We start from the raw sequence: 16,158 nt of genomic DNA on the forward strand, positions 1-16,158 counted from the left end.
TTAATAGTGCAGCAAGAATGCAGCGAAAAAATCGCGAAATAGGGTTAAGAGTCGCAGCAGCGCAAGTCTTAATCACAAGTCAAAAGTTAAAAAAAAAGCAAGAAGAAAAAACAACTTTTTAGATTTTAACTTTCACAATTGACCAGAAAAATTGCCAATATCCAAAATCTAAAATCGCAAGCTCGAAACTCGATAAGTGGCTACTGTAAAAATCCAAAATCTCAAATATAAAGCTGGCAAGTGGAGAAGGGAACGTTAGTAGAATTTAGAGTGCACGGCGACCGCCGTCTGGCAGTTGCCGATCGCCCCGACGGCAAGAAAAACTGGGTCGTGGTAGACGAAAACGGTCAACCGCACAGCATACCGCCCAAACAAATCACCTACGAAGTAGTCGGAGAAACATACAAACCCTCCGATATTCCCAAATTTCTCAAAGAAGTAGAAGCATACTCAGATCCGTCGAGTTTAGAAGTCGCTTGGGAACTTTTAGTCGGTGACGGAGAAACAGCAGATCCCGAATCCCTGGCAATGCTGCTATTTTCGGAGAGTAGTGCGGCCCAGTGTTACGCGGCCTACTGTTTGCTATCAACAGACAAACTGTATTTCAAACAAAAGGGCGATCGCTACGAACCGCGACCGGCCGCCCAAGTAGCTGAAATCAAACACCAGCAAGAAGTAGAACAGCAGCGACACCAAGAATCCCAAGGATTTTGGGATCGAGTCAAACAGCGGCTGGCAGGGGAAAATGTAGATTGGGAAAATAGCGATCGAACTCGCCTCGACGCCCTAGAACGCTTTGCCCTCCTGGGAGAAGAAGCAACGCACCGCACCCCAGCCTTAGAAACTTTAGCCAGCTTACAACGATCCGAAAACCCCGAAGCAGCATTTGGCCTCCTAGTCGAGCTCGGCCTCTGGAGTACCCACGAAAACCTGTTTTTGCGGCGCAGCCAAATTCCCCTACAATTCTCCGCAAAGGTATTAGAAGTGGCCCAACGCTGCCTAGAAAATCCCCCAACAGACTCCGACACAAATCGTCTCGATTTAACTCACCTCAAGGTTTACACGATCGACGACGAAAGCACCACCGAAATCGACGACGGCCTCAGCTTAGAATTCCTCGAAAACGGCCAGCAGCGGATCTGGATACACATCGCCGATCCCACCCGCTTGCTTTCCCCCGGAGACGAACTCGACCTCGAAGCCAGAAAGCGCACCACTACGGTTTACCTGCCCACGGGAATGATCTCCATGTTTCCCCCAGCTTTGGCAACCGGGCCAATGAGTTTAATTCAAGGCAAAGAGTGCAGCGCGCTCAGCTTCAGCGTCACCTTAGACGAAATCGGCGCGGCTCAAGATTACAGCATCCACATCAGCACCATAAAACCCACCTACCGCTTGACCTACGATGACGTAGACGAAATGCTGGAGTTGGGAATCGAAGCAGAACCGGAAATAGCAGCGATCGCCTCTGCAGCAAAACTGCGCCAAAAATGGCGGGAAGCCCAAGGCGCAATCAGCATTTTCATGCCCGAATCAGTCATCAAAGTCAACGGCGACGACATCAAAATCCACGTCATCGACGACTCCACAGCCCGGATGCTAGTAGCCGAAATGATGATTTTAGCCGGCGAACTAGCCGCCCGCTACGGTCAAGCTCACAACCTGCCCATACCCTACCGCTATCAGCCGCAGCCCGAACTTCCTCCCGATGAAGAACTGCTGGCCGTGCCCGCAGGCCCCGCCCGCGCTTGCGCCGTGCGCCGGTGTATGCCCCGCAGCGAAATGGGCCTCACCCCCGGACGCCACGCCGGCTTGGGTTTGGAATTATACACTCAAGTTACTTCCCCGATCCGTCGCTATACCGACTTGCTGACTCACTTCCAAATCAAAGCCCACCTGCGGGGCGAACCACTACCTTTTTCCGCTGAAGAAATACAGGATATTGTGATGTGTCTCGGCACCGCAGTTAAAGAAGCATCCACTGTCGAACGCCAAACTAACCGCTATTGGGGATTGGAATATTTGCGGCGCAACCCCGATGAAGTTTGGGAAGCTTTAATGCTGCGCTGGCTGAGGGAAGACAGCAATCTCGGATTGATTTTATTGGAAGATTTGGGTTTAGAATTGGCAATGCGATTTGGTCGATCGGTCGCAATAGGCGATCGACTAGAAGTCAAAGTCACACACTGCGATCCGCGATCGGATGTCATTAACTTCCAGGAAATGATATTTGAAGCCGCACAATAGGATTTTAGATTTTAGATTTTAGATTGCAAAAAGCTGTGGTGAAGGCTGAAACTGAGGATAAATCTCGTTTTTAGTCGAGTTTCTGACCCCCTCGCATCCCCCTTGTCAAGGGTAGGGGGGTAAAAAAGATGATGGTTTCATATCTAGTCCTGTAAAATAATCCTAATTCTGGTCAAGGCTAGTTCACCCCCGATCTGTAATATAAGCCAGAAATCCCCTAAACCCGCCCCGACCAAAATATTGGGGTCGATCGACTGGACATGATATTCAATCCAAGACGGGTAATACTTTTGACGTTAAATTGACACGCTTTGCTATCTCCTCTCTTCCTCCGTGTCCTCTGTGTCCTCTGCGGTTAATAAAAAAACTTCAGCATCATAAAAATTGGAAAATTTTACCGCAGCCTAGTAATCTAAAATCTAAAATCTAAAATTTAAAATCGCAAAATGCCCAATTCAATTAGCCAAGTTCAGCCGCCGCTGGAATTTATACCCCCAGCCTACAACCCGCTAGTGATGCAAGGTTGTAAGCAAATACTCCCCTGGTGGCTGCGATTTCGGACGAGTATCAGCCACGTTCAAGCCGAAAACGTCGAAACCCTCGCCGAACTATTCCACCAATTTCAAAATCAGAAAGTTCGCTTCTTGCTAGCCTTCCGCCATCCCAACTCAGACGATCCCTACTGTTTGGGACAACTAATTTGGAAACTCGTTCCCCAGGCAGCGCGCGCCAAAGGCATTCCCTTGCAATTCCCCGTACATTCCCACTTTATCTACGATCGCGGCATTCCCCTGTGGGCCGGTGCGGGAGTCGGCTGGTTGTATTCCCAACTCGGTGGCACTCCGATTGTTCGCGGTAAAATCGATCGCGTCGGATTGCGATCGGCCCGCAATTTATTTGCCAACAGCCAATTCCCGATCGCCGCCGCCCCAGAAGGCGCTACCAACGGTCACAATGAAATAGTTAGCCCCCTCGAACCGGGAATTGCTCAAATGGGCTTCTGGTGCCTGGAAGATTTGGTGAAAGCCGGACGCACTGAAAAAGTTTTAATTGTGCCGATCGGCATTCAATACCGCTATATCAACCCACCTTGGCAACCCCTAGAAAAACTTTTAACTCAATTAGAAATTGATTGCGGACTGCCACCATTAGATCGCACCGACATCGAAAATTTAAAGACTGCAAATTCCGATTCCGAAAACCACAATCACAAATTCCAATATCTGCGCCTGATTCGACTTGGCAGCCATTTGCTAGCAGTAATGGAAGAATTTTACAGCCGTTTTTATCATAAAACTTTACTGCCTGAAACATCTATTTTGACATCATTATCGCTACCAGAAAAAACGGGAAATGATTCGGGCAATGAAGTAATGATGGCTCGACTGAAAGCTTTGTTAGACGTGGGTTTGCAAGTAGCAGAAGAATATTTTAACTTAAAGCCCAAAGGCAGTTTAATAGACCGCTGCCGCCGTCTGGAACAAGCAGGCTGGGAGTATATTTATCGAGAAGATATCAAAGATATTGCAGCACTTTCTCCCTTAGAAAGAGGATTAGCCGATCGCCTCGCTGAAGAAGCAAGTCTTCGGATGTGGCACATGAGACTTGTAGAAAGTTTCGTGTCCGTCACGGGCAGGTACGTCGAAGAACAACTGACAGCAGAACGTTTGGCAGAAACAACTTTACTGCTGTGGGACGTACTGGCTCGCATCAAAGGGGGAAATCCTTTCGGTCGCCCCAAGTTGGGCAAACAGCAAGTACAAATGACCGTGGGCGAACCCATATCAGTGAGCGATCGTTGGGATCGATATCAAACCAGCCGCAGGTTAGCAGTTGCCGAACTCACTCAAGACTTGCAATCAGCTTTAGAAGCAATGATTAAATCTTAATTACTCAGATAAACAAGAGCTTTTAGGGAAGAAGGAATATATATGTTTATTCACTACGTTTTTTTTGGTGAATTATAAACAAATTGTTATAGACTTTTGGAAGAGGTCTAATGAACCGAAAAACCTCGCTCGACAATGAACCAATAAAAATTAGCGATGACTAACAAACCTATCGATTTGTCTACTAACTCAATTAAGGTAAAACTGCTAAATAATTTAGCGCAGGAATTGCTCACACCACTCACTTCTGTCCTCGGCATGGCAAGCGTGTTGAAACAAGAAATTTATGGCCCCTTAACGAGCAAGCAAAAAGAATATATTGACGTGATCCAAGACAGCAGCCGCTCTTTGCGATCGCTAGTTGAAGAAATTTTGGAACTGGCAGAACTAGATGATTCCGCTTTCACCTTGAAGCGAACCGCAGTCGATATAGAAACTTTGTGCCAGCAGGTTGTGACCATCCTGTCCTCCGCGGCAAGTAGACGAGAGCAAGAAATTAATTTGTCGATGGGGCCCGGGTCGCGCATCTGGTTGGTAGATAAAGATAAGGTTCAGCAAATGCTGCACCACTTAATTTTTAGCATTATTCAATCTGCTGGGGCAGGCAGCGTGATTCGAGTCCACGTTTCTCGGAAAGAAGACGGTATCAACATCGGAGTTTGGGTTTTTCATCCTTGGTTAGGGGAAAGTTTGCCCCATGCTAAACTCTACACCGACTACTTGTTGAATGCCGGATCTGGTAGCGGTTCGCCATCGAACTCCGAAACCGACTCCCTCGGACTCGAACCGCAATTCCCGACACAGGGTTCGCAGCGCTTAGCGCTGGCGTTTTCTGAGTTGGCGGCTTTGGTGGCACAGAATGCAGAGGATAGCGCACCTGTTTTAGCTGGTTACGGGGCGCGGGAACGCTTGGGGTTGCTGCTTTGCTGCCAATTGGTGGAAATTCAAGGCGGTCAACTCTCGATTCAAGGAACCCCGGAATCTGGATATCGCTACGTGCTCTGGCTGCCCTGCACAAATGCTACGGAATTGTTGGAAGGCTAAAGAAGGAAGAAGGAAGTTCGGCAACGGATTTTCTAACGGATGTAACGGATGGAAAGAAGAAGGAAGAAGAAACAAGTCATTTGTTAATTAATACTGAGATGTTGCACCATTCTCAATAAGCCTTTTAGGCGCGGGCTCGCGTGCCCCACCCACAAGAAATTTATTCTTTGTGGAGCCGACCAGAAAAGCCTTCAGGAAGAATGGCGCAAGATTGGAGTTACTACCAATTGTCCATGCTTTTAGACTCAATTCCCCATTCCCAATTCCCAATAATCAATCTAAAAATGAATTCAGTTTGGCAACAGTTAACTCTGGCAAATTTGCCACTCTCTCAGTGGCAAAGTAGAAGTTATTTATTCAATTTGGCGATCGGCTCTTTACGCAGTTGGCGACAAAGTAGCTGGCTGATGCAGTGGGCAGAACCCTTGGGTTTTGTTTTGCTGGCCTTGACTTTCGGTTTTGCGCCGTTTGTAAACAATGCCTTGGTGGGGGTGTTGATGGCGGCTAGCGCTGCATTTTGGGTGCTGCTAACTGTTTCGGACGATCGCGAGATCCCCTTCACGCCGATTCACTTGCTGGTACTGCTGTACTGGGGCATTGCCACCGTCGCAACCGCCATGTCGCCGGTGAAAGTCGCCGCTGCTACTGGTTGGAGCAAGCTAACGCTGTATTTGCTGTTTTTTGCGCTGATGGCTCGGATATTGCGATCGCCCCGTTGGCGATCGTGGTTAATTGCCGTATTTTTGAACGTCTCTCTAGTTGTCAGTTTCTACGGCGTGCGGCAGTGGATTGACAAAGTGCCGCCATTAGCTACTTGGAACGATCCGACTTCTACTCAAGCCAATGTCACGCGAGTTTACAGCTTTCTGGGAAATCCTAACTTGCTGGGTTCCTATTTACTGCCAGCTATTGCATTGAGCGCCGCCGCACTTTTTGTGTGGAAAGGATGGGGAACAAAAATTTTAGCGCTGACGATGCTGATAGTGAATTGCGCGTGTTTGCGCTACACGGACAGCCGGGGTGCTTGGATCGGTTTTGTGGCTCTACTGGTGGTATTTTTAGTGCTGCTGTGGTACTGGTACAGCCCTTTGATGCCTCGGTTCTGGCGAACTTGGGCGCTGCCGTTAGGGTTAGGAGGTTTGGCTGGGGCCTTAATTTTGGGAGTGGCTTTAGTGGAGCCTCTGCGCGATCGAGTTTCGAGTATGTTTATCGGCCGAGGTGACAGCAGCAACAATTTTCGGATTAATGTTTGGACGGCGGTGATTGACATGATTCGCGATCGGCCAATTCTCGGAATTGGGCCGGGAAACACTGCTTTTAATAAAGTTTATCCGCTTTATATGAAGCCGAGATTCACTGCTTTGAGCGCTTATTCCGTGCTGCTGGAAATTGCGGTGGAAACCGGTTTTATCGGTTTAATGTGTTTCCTTTGGCTGATGACTGTCACCGTCAATCAAGGTTTGTTGCAGATCAAAAATCTGCGGGATGCACAATTTAACATCTCTAATTTACAGGAAGAATCCCGAAATCCCAAATCTCAAATCCCAAATCTCAAATCGAATCAGGGGTTTTGGTTGATTGGGGCGATCGCAACTTTAGCCGGCATGATGGCCCACGGTTTTGTCGATACAGTTTGGTACCGGCCGGAAGTTAATATGCTGTGGTGGTTGATGGTGGCGATTATTGCTAGTTTTTACAGCAACTCGCACCATAAGGAAGATTCAGCTTTGACAGAGGGCGAGTAGATAGAATTGCTGGCGGGGCTTTCTCCCCGCCCGGTGCGGATGCGAGCAAGAGGGTGTTGCTCCTAACATCATCCGCTTTCGCAGCAATTGAAACCATTGTCCAGCAAGGATTCCACCCCTTATATCCAATCCGTTAGCATCGGAATAGTAAATTCAAGTTCGCTGTTGACGGTTGACGGTTGACAGTGGACAGTGAACAGTCAACCGTCAACCGTCAACATCATAAGGAGTGTAACCGGAAATGATATTATTTCTCAAATACCGCTCCTCCAAGCCCTACGAATACTCAGTTAGCCACGGCAGTACAGTCACTACTGCTTTGGCTAACAGGAATTTCAATCCAGAATTCAGCCCCTTGACCGGGTTCAGAAAAGCATTGGAGGGAGCCACCATGTTTAGCAACTACAATTTGATAGCTAATTGACAGTCCTAATCCAGTCCCTTTACCAATAGGTTTTGTGGTGAAGAAGGGGTCAAACAACTGTTGTCTAACCTGTTGCGTCATCCCCGAACCGTTGTCTTGAATTTGAATCACCACTCTTTTAGAATGACTAGGCTGAGTATTGTTAGTAAATAACTTAGTCCGAATTGTGATGCAACTTGGATTATTGAGTGCGTCTTTTGCAGAACGCTGAGCGTTGTAGTTATCTAAAGCATCAAGCGCGTTTGCCAGAATATTCATAAATACCTGGTTCAACTGACCTGCATAGCACTCTACCGTTGGTAAATCGCCGTATTCTTTGATAACTTCAATGGCAGGACAATCGGGTTTTGCTTTCAGCCGATTTTGCAAAATCATGAGTGTGCTGTCAATTCCCTCATGGATGTCAACAGGCTTCATTTCTGCTTCATCCAGTCGCGAGAAGTTTCGCAGGGATAGGACAATTTGACGAATGCGATCGGCCCCTACTTTCATTGAACTCAGTATCTTGGGCAAGTCTTCAATCAGGAACTCTAAGTCGATTTCTGTAATCTTCTCCTCAATTTGGCGGTTGGTCGCTGGATAGGTCTGTTGATAAAGCTCCACTAAGTCCAGTAAATGCCCCGTATACTCAGCAGTGTGGATCAGATTGCCGTAGATGAAGTTCACTGGATTGTTGATTTCATGGGCCACTCCAGCCACCAGTTGCCCCAACCCTGACATTTTCTCAGTTTGAATTAATTGGGTTTGCGTGCGTTGCAGTTGCTCTAGGGTGGCAGAGAGATGTTGATTTTTCTCGTGCAATTCCTGAGTTCGCTGCTCCACTCGCTCTTCCAGCGTGTGGTTTGCTTGCTCCAGTTGCGCTTTTGCCAGGGCAAGCTTGTTGTATAGCATTGCATTTTGTAGCGAGATCGCTGCCTGCGCCGTGAGCAACCGCAGAACTTCCATACGGCTGCGGGTGAAAGCGGCGATGGTCAAATTATTTTCCAGATACACCATGCCAATCAGGTTGCCACGATTACAGATTGGCATACACAGCAAGCTTTTGGGCTGTTGTTGAATCATGTAGGGATCGGTGGCAAAGGTCGTTTCCAGTCGGGCATCATCCAGCACTAAAGGCTCGGCAGTGCGGGAAACATAGTTGACAACGGAGTGGGGAATGTCGCGGCTCGATCGCAGGGGTCGCGAGCGCAAGCCAAACGCCGAATTTTCACCGAATTGGGAGCGCTGGGTCCCCACTTCTAACGGAGTTTCGATCTCAATATTGGTCGCGGTTTGGGCCGCAATCACCCAATTTTCCTCATGTCGCAGCAGCAGTACACATTTTTCGGCTCCGGCATTTTCAACCACTACCTGCATCAACGTTGCCAGTAGCTTCTCCAACTCAATTTCTCCGGCCAGCGCATGAGATGCTTTGATCACCGTTGCCAAATCTAGAGCTTCGGAAATGCTGGAACTGCTACTACGTCCCGCCCCGGTGGTGGTGGAGCGAACGGCCCGGATGGGAGAGCTTGCGTCCTCGCCCTGCACCATCGGAGCCAAGAGTTGGGGATAGCGGTGTTCCAGGTCATCTAGCTTTGCCTTCGCGCCCCAGCGTCCATAGGCATAATAGGCATTCGTCAGGTAAACCTGAGCGATCGCTTCTTTGCCCCAGTCTAGATAGAATCGAGCTGCAAGTTCGTTGGCAAGGGCTTCTTCTTGCGTGTATTCGTTGGCTTTGGCCGCCGCGATCGCGCGATCGTAGTGATCGAGCGCGACCGCCGTTTGACCCAACACCCGACACTGTTCCGCTGCCACCAACTCAAATTTATGCAGATAATTCATGGGCGCATGACTGGCCCAGGTTTGCATTTGTTGCTGGTTCTCAGTCACTCGTTGCAGCAATTCTGCCTGTTCAAACGGTGTAGCAGTAGGATAGGCAGCCAGCGCAGTGAGCGAATCATAAAACTGAAAGACCGGAATCGTGGCGTATCCGGTACCTCCTCCTAGATACTGTCTGGCTTGAGTAGCAGTTGCGATCGCCAAAGACAGATCCCCAAACAGATAGCAGAGAATTAGTTTATGAACGTAGAAATAGTGAAGTCCTGTAAATTCATTTGCAGCAATTAGCTGAGGTAATAATTCTTCCTCGTTCAATGCTTGACCAGTCAGAACACAAGCATTCTGGGCCTTACCTAGTAAGTTAAGAACCGCTTGATGATAGATCCGGCAGTAGTTGAGGGTGGTAGTTAGTTGGAAATTCTTCAGGACAAGACTATAAGCCTGCATATCTTCCTCTAGCCGAGGCAGTTCTCGCCCCAGGAAATAGGAATACTGACAAATATCTTTCGTATTGAAGCCGACGTAGTAGATATTTCCCGTGTCGAGCGCAATTTTATAGCCTTCCAACATCAACTGCACAGCATTCTGGAGATGAGATTTCAGATAGATGAGGAAAGCACCCACGACATATAAAACCGTGGGCTTGATGACGTTGATATTCAACTTGGCATTCAACCCTAACGCCAATTTTCCCACCCGATCGGCCACTTCAACGTCTTGCAAAATCCCGTTTAGAAGAATCCCGTAGCAGGCATAGCAGAACGCAGAAAAGGGCGCATTACCATACTGAATCGAGGCTTTCACCTGCGACAAAATGAGCAACGGAAACAGATTCGGGGCGGCAATATAAACAGCGGGAGCCACACTGGCCACAATTTGAACAACCGCCAGTTTGTCTGCCGCCGTCATCATCGGCAAATCGACCAGTTCTTCTGGATTACGCCCGCCCAGCAGAACAGCCGTTTCTTGGAGGGCTGCCTGAATGTCAGCCGGGGTGGGTTCAAGAGGAAAAACCAGGCCGAACTGTGCCATTGCTTGCCGAGCGATCGCGATCGCAGCCAGCACATTATTTTGGGCTGTATAGGCCTGAATTTTGATGTCGTAAATGCCCACGCGATCGAGCAAAGTCTTGGCTTGCTGCATCACGGCCTCACCCAGTTCCTCCATCTGCTCATAGGCTCCGCAGAGATAAGCCGCTTCAGCCGCTGACTCATGCAGAGACAGGGTTAACACATACTGACGATGCCAGCAGTCCGATCGCAGCAAGCGGATTCCCCCGGTCAAATACTCCATAGCAGCTTTGTGCGCGGTGGAAGCGAGAGCTTTTCGTCCTGCGATCAGGTTGAGTTGAGCGAGTTGCTCCCGCTCGTCCTGCGATCGAATCAACTCGATACCGATATTCAGGTGATTCACAATCTCAAAAACGTTGGCTTCTCGCTCGGCTTCTGGCACATTGTTCAACAGCCGTTGCCCGATTTTGATATGAGTCGCCTGTTTGTCATCGTCTGGAATCAACGAGTAGGCTGCTTGTTGGACGCGATCGTGAAGAAAGTGGTAGGAGACGATCGGTTTTTCCTGAGCGCTAGGGATGGGTGCATTTTCTGTCACAAGTGTCCAACCATCGGCCGGGAATAATTTGTATCCCTCGCCGCCCAAAGGCAAAATCACTCCTTCTTTGAGGGCTTGCCACAAAGCAGCAGCCGTCTCTGTGGGAGATTGCTCATACACGATCGCCAACGTTTCCAGGTCAAACTGGTTGCCAATACAAGCCGCCAGTTTCAAGACATTTTGGGTTTCCAGCGACAACTTCTGCAATTGCTTGGCCACAAATTCCACCACATCCTCAATCAGGCTCATAGCGCGGATTGGGGCGATGTCATAATGCCAACCGCCCACCGAGGCATCAAATATAATCAGTCCATCGTCATAAAGCGATTTAATAAATTGATTGCTGAAAAAAGGATTCCCCTGGGTCTTTTGATGCACCAACTTTGTCAAGGCCATTGCTTGCTCTGGTGAGGCATTTAGAGTATCGGAAATCAAGTAATTCAGGTGGATGGGGGTCAAGGGAGCTAGAGCAATTTTATTGACCGTGACCGATGCCTGCTGCAGTTCTTCGATCATCTGCATTAACGGATGCGCGGACGAAACTTCGTTATCCCGATACGCACCCACCAGCAGCAAATAGTGGCTTTTTGCTTCGCTCATCAGCAGTTGCATCAGCTTGAGCGAGGCGGAGTCTGCCCATTGCAGGTCATCCAGAAAAACCACCAGGGGATGCTCTTGCGTGGTGAAAACCTGGATGAACTTTTGGAACAACAGATGAAAGCGATTTTGGGCTGCACTGCCGGACAGTTCCGACGCAGGAGACTGCTCACCAATGATTCGTTGGAGTTCTGGAATTACTTCGATGATCACCTGGCTATTCTCCCCCAGTGCCGCCAGAATCTTGGTCTTCCATAGATCGATCTGGGCATCGCTCTCGGTCAGCAGTTGCCCCATCAAGTCGCGGAACGCCTGCACCAACGCCGAGAAGGGGATATTGCGTTGGAATTGATCGAACTTGCCTTTGATGAAGTACCCGTATTGGCGCACGATCAGCTTGTGCACTTCGTGGACGACGGCCGTTTTACCCACGCCGGAAAAGCCCGCCACCAGCATCAGTTCGGTGGCACCCTGCTGCACCCGCTCAAAGGCTGCCAGCAGCATGGTCACTTCCGCTTCCCGACCATAGAGCTTTTCAGGAATCACGAAGCGATCGCAAGTATCCCGGTATCCCAGCTTAAACGGCACAATGATGGCCGTTGCGTTCCATTGATGCAAACAGGTTTCCAGGTCGTGCTTCAGTCCCCAGGCGGTCTGATAGCGATCTTCGGCATTCTTCGCCATCAGTTTGCTCACCACCTCCGAGAGGAGCTGGGGCACGGCAGGATTCAGGTTATGGACGGCGGGGGCTTGTTTGGCGATGTGGCAATGTATCAGTTCGAGCGCATCGTCCGATTGAAACGGTAACTGGCCAGTGAGCAATTCGTAGAAGGTGATGCCTAGCGAATAGAAATCGGTGCGGTAGTCAATGCCCCGGTTCATCCGCCCGGTTTGTTCGGGGGATAAATACTCCAGCGTCCCCTCCAGCACTGAAGGACTGGTCAAAAGTTGCGTTTCTCTGGGCAGCAGGGAAGCGATGCTAAAGTCAATCAGCTTAATCTGCTTGGTGGTGGGATGAATTAAAATATTGGCAGGCTTGATATCTTTATGAATAATGCGATGACGGTAGAGATTGTGGAGCGATTGGGCAAGGGCGATCGCAATCTGCAAAAATTCGGTGAGAAACAGTGGCTCGTAGCGAGGAGCCTTATCAAGTGAGGTGTTCACTTCAGACTGCTGGCCCCAAAGCGCTGCATACTCCTTGAGTGAAATTCCTCCGAAGTCCTCCATAATTAGAGCAAGCTGATTTTGGTAGGTTTCCAGACTATAGAAACGGACAACATCAGCCATGTTCAAACTTTGGGCGATCGCATATTGGTTCTTGAATTGTGCTAATTCAACCAGGCTGGGATAAGCCGTTTTTAGAAGTTTGATCACAACGGGGGTTTGATCCCACTCTCGCCAGCCCCGGTAAACCACCGTTCTGGAACTGGTGTAAATCATTTCATGAATTCGATATCCTGGAATTCCAATCAAGCTCTTTAGCATAAACCCTATTCAAGACAATGGATTCATTCTATCCACTCTCAAGGTTACTTTCACACTACACTCATATTTTTTTCAGCATAAACCGATGGAATAGATAGAGCACAAGCCATTTGTAAGTATAAAAGTAATACTACTGAAAAACGATGGTAGAACAGCAGCGTTATCCGTTCTACCATCGCTACAACAACTGACCAATGGCAATAAATTAGACGGCGCTCAACACTGGCTCTGAAAGAGCCGCCTTGCCAAACGGATTTTCGTAGGAATGAGTTTTGATGTAAACCAAAAATTCATTGACCAGTTCTGCAAAATAGTCAAAGGCGACATCAATAAACTCCATCGCTTGTTGGCGAATCTCCTCTGGCACTTCAATTTCTCTGATGGCTTGCAAAGAGGCTGGAGTATGGAGCGTATGGGTATTTTCAATGTGATTGTGGCACATACCAAAATAGCGTAATTCATCCCCTGTCATGGCTTGCAGTTGCATTGCCACCGGATTGGTTGCCCGGAAAAAAACATTGGCTGTGACTTCAGAAACCTCGATCGCCACCAGCTTCATGATCGGATCGGCTTGGTAGGTGTAGCGTTCAAACAGAGGAAGCATGGAGCGAGATACCTTGGTGTGCTCACTCCAAATGAATCGCACAACGTCGCTGAAAGGCATGGAATAATTCATGCCCATCTTCTCCATATCTTCCAGCAACCATTGCCAGTGAAAATGTTCTTCATAAGTGTGCCGATTCACGATTTCTTGAATCTTGTTTGTCGTGGGTTCCTGTCGCAAAACCCGCTTGCACAACTCGCTGAACTCCAGCGCCAGTGGGGTAATCACTGGCGCAAATGCCAGTTTTTGGCGAGGCTCCACACTTTCATCTTTCATATACTCGAAAAACGGCAACTGAGCAAACTCCTGATTCTTTTTCTCTATTATATCTAGAAGTGTTTTCATCTCAATTTTCCTCAAGTAATGGGCAACTATTTAGGAGTTGAATTTAGCTATACCCAAATTCCCCCTCTTCCAAGGAATTTGAAGTAGCGGCTTATTCGTAACAGGAAATTCTTTAAAATCTCCTCACATTAAGGGCAATCAGTCAAATAAAATCAGACTGATGCAGTCACAACTTGGAGTTTCTAAAAATGAGTGAAGGCACTTTCATCGCTTCAAGCAATTGTAACTTAAAATTTTTGTTAGAGCTATCGGGAAAACTACTGTTTAGCCAACTGTTCAAACTGCTCATTTAATACTAAGTATTTCCCATTATTCAGTAATTAGACGGAGGCTACTGATTGCTTTTTATCTATCTGAAGCACTTTGAAAATTAGAGGTTATCGGTAAAATTTGAATCTCAAATTTATATAATCCAGTTTCAGTCTAGGTTTCGTCCTGTCTAAATTTGTTAGCCTAACTAAGTAAATCTACGATTATGTAGATATACTGACACGGACTACTGTGATAGGAGGACAGAGACTGTTATCCTAGAGCAGACTCAACAAAAAAGTCTGGGTCATGTCAGATATTAAGTACATGGACAGAAATATTTACACAGATATAATTTTGCAAGGCTCACAGGAAGAGAATTTCCGATTCTATTTTGTGTAATTAATTCTGTCCAACTACTTACAGTAAAATATAGAGTCTTAAAGGTCGTAGAGGAAATCCCACCAGAGATTACTTTTGAGGAAGTTATGAATAGGGTTTACTTCCTTGACAAAGTTGACCGAGGTTTGAAGCAAGTTGAAGCCGATGATATTATTTCCGGCGAAGCAGCGAAAAAAGCGGCTCAGAAGGTGGGACGAGTAAATTGGACAAATCAGCAGCGGATATCGAAGTGATCGCTACATCGTGGCTGTAAGGACACAGCAATGATCGATAGTAAGGTGCGCAGTGCGCACCCTGCATACTACTACTACATACTACATACCTGTTTGTGTAAAGTGGTGATGGTACACTCTACAAAATTTATTGAAAATAACTCTTATTCTTCGCTCTCCGGAGTCATGATGAATCTCGGACACGCATATTTTCCACCATTTCTATCTCTGCACTGTCGCATCGACGGATTCGAGCTGAACAGCATTTCCACTGATTGATTAAGGGCAGGTTTAACAGTCGCAGGAGTTGGCACTGCTTTTGAGGCTTGACTTAGCTCCAGGACCGTTATAATTGCCAGTAGGGTTGATGAAAGCAAAACTGTGCGTTTCATTTATTTCTTTTTTCCTCGTTTAATCGTTGACGTGCCATCCCTATCCATATATCCTCATCGAATTCTTGAGAATCCGCATACTTTAGACAAATTTTCCACTGCGGTAGCGCTTCCTTAGTATTTTTCATCTTTTCTAGGACTTGCGCTTTTAAGCAGTAAGTTGCTGGTCCTTCACTATCAAGTTTAATCGCTTCATCCAGATGCTGCAATGCCTCTGAATATCGACCCTGTTCCAGGCGTGCCCATCCCAAGTTTTTGAGTAAAGAATATTTTACTCGATCGTCCTCAGCTAATTTCAAACCTTGCCACAGGAAGTGAACCGCAGCCGGATAGTTTTTTTGATCAACTATATATAACCTAGCCAGGTTGCTGTAAGCAGCAGGCAGACCGAGTTTGGCAGCTTGCAGATATTTTGCTCTGGCGCATTGTAAATCTTGCACCTCTTCGCAAAGCCATCCTAAATTGTAAAGAGCTGTTCGGCTTTTTGGATCTACCCAGAGCGCTAACTCATATGCTTGTTGAGTATCAGCGAATCGATTGGCTTTGTAGTTTTCAAAAGCCCTATTATTAAAAAAAGATGCCAGTTCCGGCAACCCAATTTGCCAGCCGCCAAAGCCTACTGCTAGCATCAGCAAGAAGGCTCCCCACTTGGAGTTTTGATGCTTTTTCGCTGGCTCTTTCATAGCATTGAAAATGTTAGCTAATGGTGTCATTTTTAGCATTTTTTAACTTGAGAGTTGGGCGATATTTTGTTTACCAGATTTAATTGCCACCCTAATGGCATCATAATCTTAAGAAATGACTCAGGTTTGAGCCTATTTCTCATAAGAGTTTGTCAGTCCACAGCCGAATGCTTGGGTAATGCTCCCACTAGCCAGAGGTATTCGAGCATAGGTTAATCATTCATGAGACTCCACAAGCCATCCGGATATTTTCAGGAAAAAGAAGCGGGAAGCAGGAAGAAGGTAGAACTCTTCCCCTCGCTTAAGTAATAATACTTAGTCGGCGGTCAGTCGATCGACAGTATGCGACTGTATGAGGAGATACAGCGTATTCCAGGTTTATGAAGTGTAGGGACTTACCCTGGGCCGTTT

General features: G+C 47.5%; 9 protein-coding genes. 5 read left to right on the forward strand and 4 right to left on the reverse strand.

What is annotated here, in order from left to right:
* The first annotated feature begins 240 nt into the window (after positions 1-240).
* The 4 genes from QUA07_RS03430 to QUA07_RS03445 all read left to right on the forward strand — a co-directional run bounded on the left by QUA07_RS03430 (position 241) and on the right by QUA07_RS03445 (position 6,925).
* Entirely contained in the window at positions 241-2,247 is a 2,007-nt protein-coding gene (locus QUA07_RS03430; RefSeq protein WP_333322714.1) for a ribonuclease R family protein, read from the forward strand.
* Positions 2,248-2,693: 446 nt separating this feature from the next.
* A complete protein-coding gene (locus QUA07_RS03435) occupies positions 2,694-4,136 on the forward strand; it encodes a 1-acyl-sn-glycerol-3-phosphate acyltransferase (protein WP_333322715.1) in 1,443 nt (480 codons plus the stop codon).
* Positions 4,137-4,292: 156 nt separating this feature from the next.
* Positions 4,293-5,180: a histidine kinase dimerization/phospho-acceptor domain-containing protein gene (locus tag QUA07_RS03440; protein ID WP_333322716.1), complete on the forward strand. Its 888-nt coding sequence runs from the start codon at positions 4,293-4,295 to the stop codon at positions 5,178-5,180.
* A gap of 284 nt (positions 5,181-5,464) precedes the next feature.
* A complete protein-coding gene (locus tag QUA07_RS03445) occupies positions 5,465-6,925 on the forward strand; it encodes an IctB family putative bicarbonate transporter (RefSeq protein ID WP_333322717.1) in 1,461 nt (486 codons plus the stop codon).
* 286 nt (positions 6,926-7,211) lie between these two features.
* Here QUA07_RS03445 and QUA07_RS03450 read toward each other — a convergent pair whose 3' ends face one another.
* Both QUA07_RS03450 and QUA07_RS03455 read right to left on the reverse strand, forming a co-directional pair.
* On the reverse strand, positions 7,212-12,860 hold the full coding sequence (locus QUA07_RS03450; RefSeq protein ID WP_333322718.1) for an AAA family ATPase: 5,649 nt from the start codon (positions 12,858-12,860) through the stop codon (positions 7,212-7,214).
* A gap of 205 nt (positions 12,861-13,065) precedes the next feature.
* On the reverse strand, positions 13,066-13,809 hold the full coding sequence (locus tag QUA07_RS03455) for a hypothetical protein (protein WP_333322719.1): 744 nt from the start codon (positions 13,807-13,809) through the stop codon (positions 13,066-13,068).
* A gap of 737 nt (positions 13,810-14,546) precedes the next feature.
* Here QUA07_RS03455 and QUA07_RS03460 point away from each other — a divergent pair.
* Positions 14,547-14,693, forward strand: a complete 147-nt coding sequence (locus QUA07_RS03460) for a hypothetical protein (protein WP_333322720.1) — start codon at positions 14,547-14,549, stop codon at positions 14,691-14,693.
* A 143-nt stretch (positions 14,694-14,836) separates the two neighbouring features.
* On the opposite strand, the gene QUA07_RS03465 is transcribed toward QUA07_RS03460, so the two are convergent.
* Together QUA07_RS03465 and QUA07_RS03470 are read right to left on the reverse strand one after the other, a co-directional pair.
* Positions 14,837-15,064: an Osc7112_2153 family protein gene (locus tag QUA07_RS03465; RefSeq protein ID WP_333081774.1), complete on the reverse strand. Its 228-nt coding sequence runs from the start codon at positions 15,062-15,064 to the stop codon at positions 14,837-14,839.
* Entirely contained in the window at positions 15,061-15,786 is a 726-nt protein-coding gene (locus tag QUA07_RS03470; protein WP_333322721.1) for a tetratricopeptide repeat protein, read from the reverse strand. The genes QUA07_RS03465 and QUA07_RS03470 overlap by 4 nt, the downstream gene beginning before the upstream one ends.
* Positions 15,787-16,158: the final 372 nt, after the last annotated feature.

This window comes from Microcoleus sp. T3_A4 (genome assembly GCF_036700465.1).
Classification (GTDB): Bacteria; Cyanobacteriota; Cyanobacteriia; order Cyanobacteriales; family Microcoleaceae; genus Microcoleus.

Excerpts from the sequence above, each read along its gene's own strand:
- QUA07_RS03435 (WP_333322715.1), top strand. The coding sequence starts at position 2,694 with ATGCCCAATTCAATTAGCCAAGTTCAGCCGCCGCTGGAATTTATACCC.
- QUA07_RS03440 (WP_333322716.1), top strand. The coding sequence starts at position 4,293 with ATGACTAACAAACCTATCGATTTGTCTACTAACTCAATTAAGGTAAAA.
- QUA07_RS03445 (WP_333322717.1), top strand. The coding sequence starts at position 5,465 with ATGAATTCAGTTTGGCAACAGTTAACTCTGGCAAATTTGCCACTCTCT.
- QUA07_RS03450 (WP_333322718.1), bottom strand. The coding sequence starts at position 12,860 with ATGCTAAAGAGCTTGATTGGAATTCCAGGATATCGAATTCATGAAATG.
- QUA07_RS03455 (WP_333322719.1), bottom strand. The coding sequence starts at position 13,809 with ATGAAAACACTTCTAGATATAATAGAGAAAAAGAATCAGGAGTTTGCT.
- QUA07_RS03460 (WP_333322720.1), top strand. The coding sequence starts at position 14,547 with ATGAATAGGGTTTACTTCCTTGACAAAGTTGACCGAGGTTTGAAGCAA.
- QUA07_RS03465 (WP_333081774.1), bottom strand. The coding sequence starts at position 15,064 with ATGAAACGCACAGTTTTGCTTTCATCAACCCTACTGGCAATTATAACG.
- QUA07_RS03470 (WP_333322721.1), bottom strand. The coding sequence starts at position 15,786 with ATGCTAAAAATGACACCATTAGCTAACATTTTCAATGCTATGAAAGAG.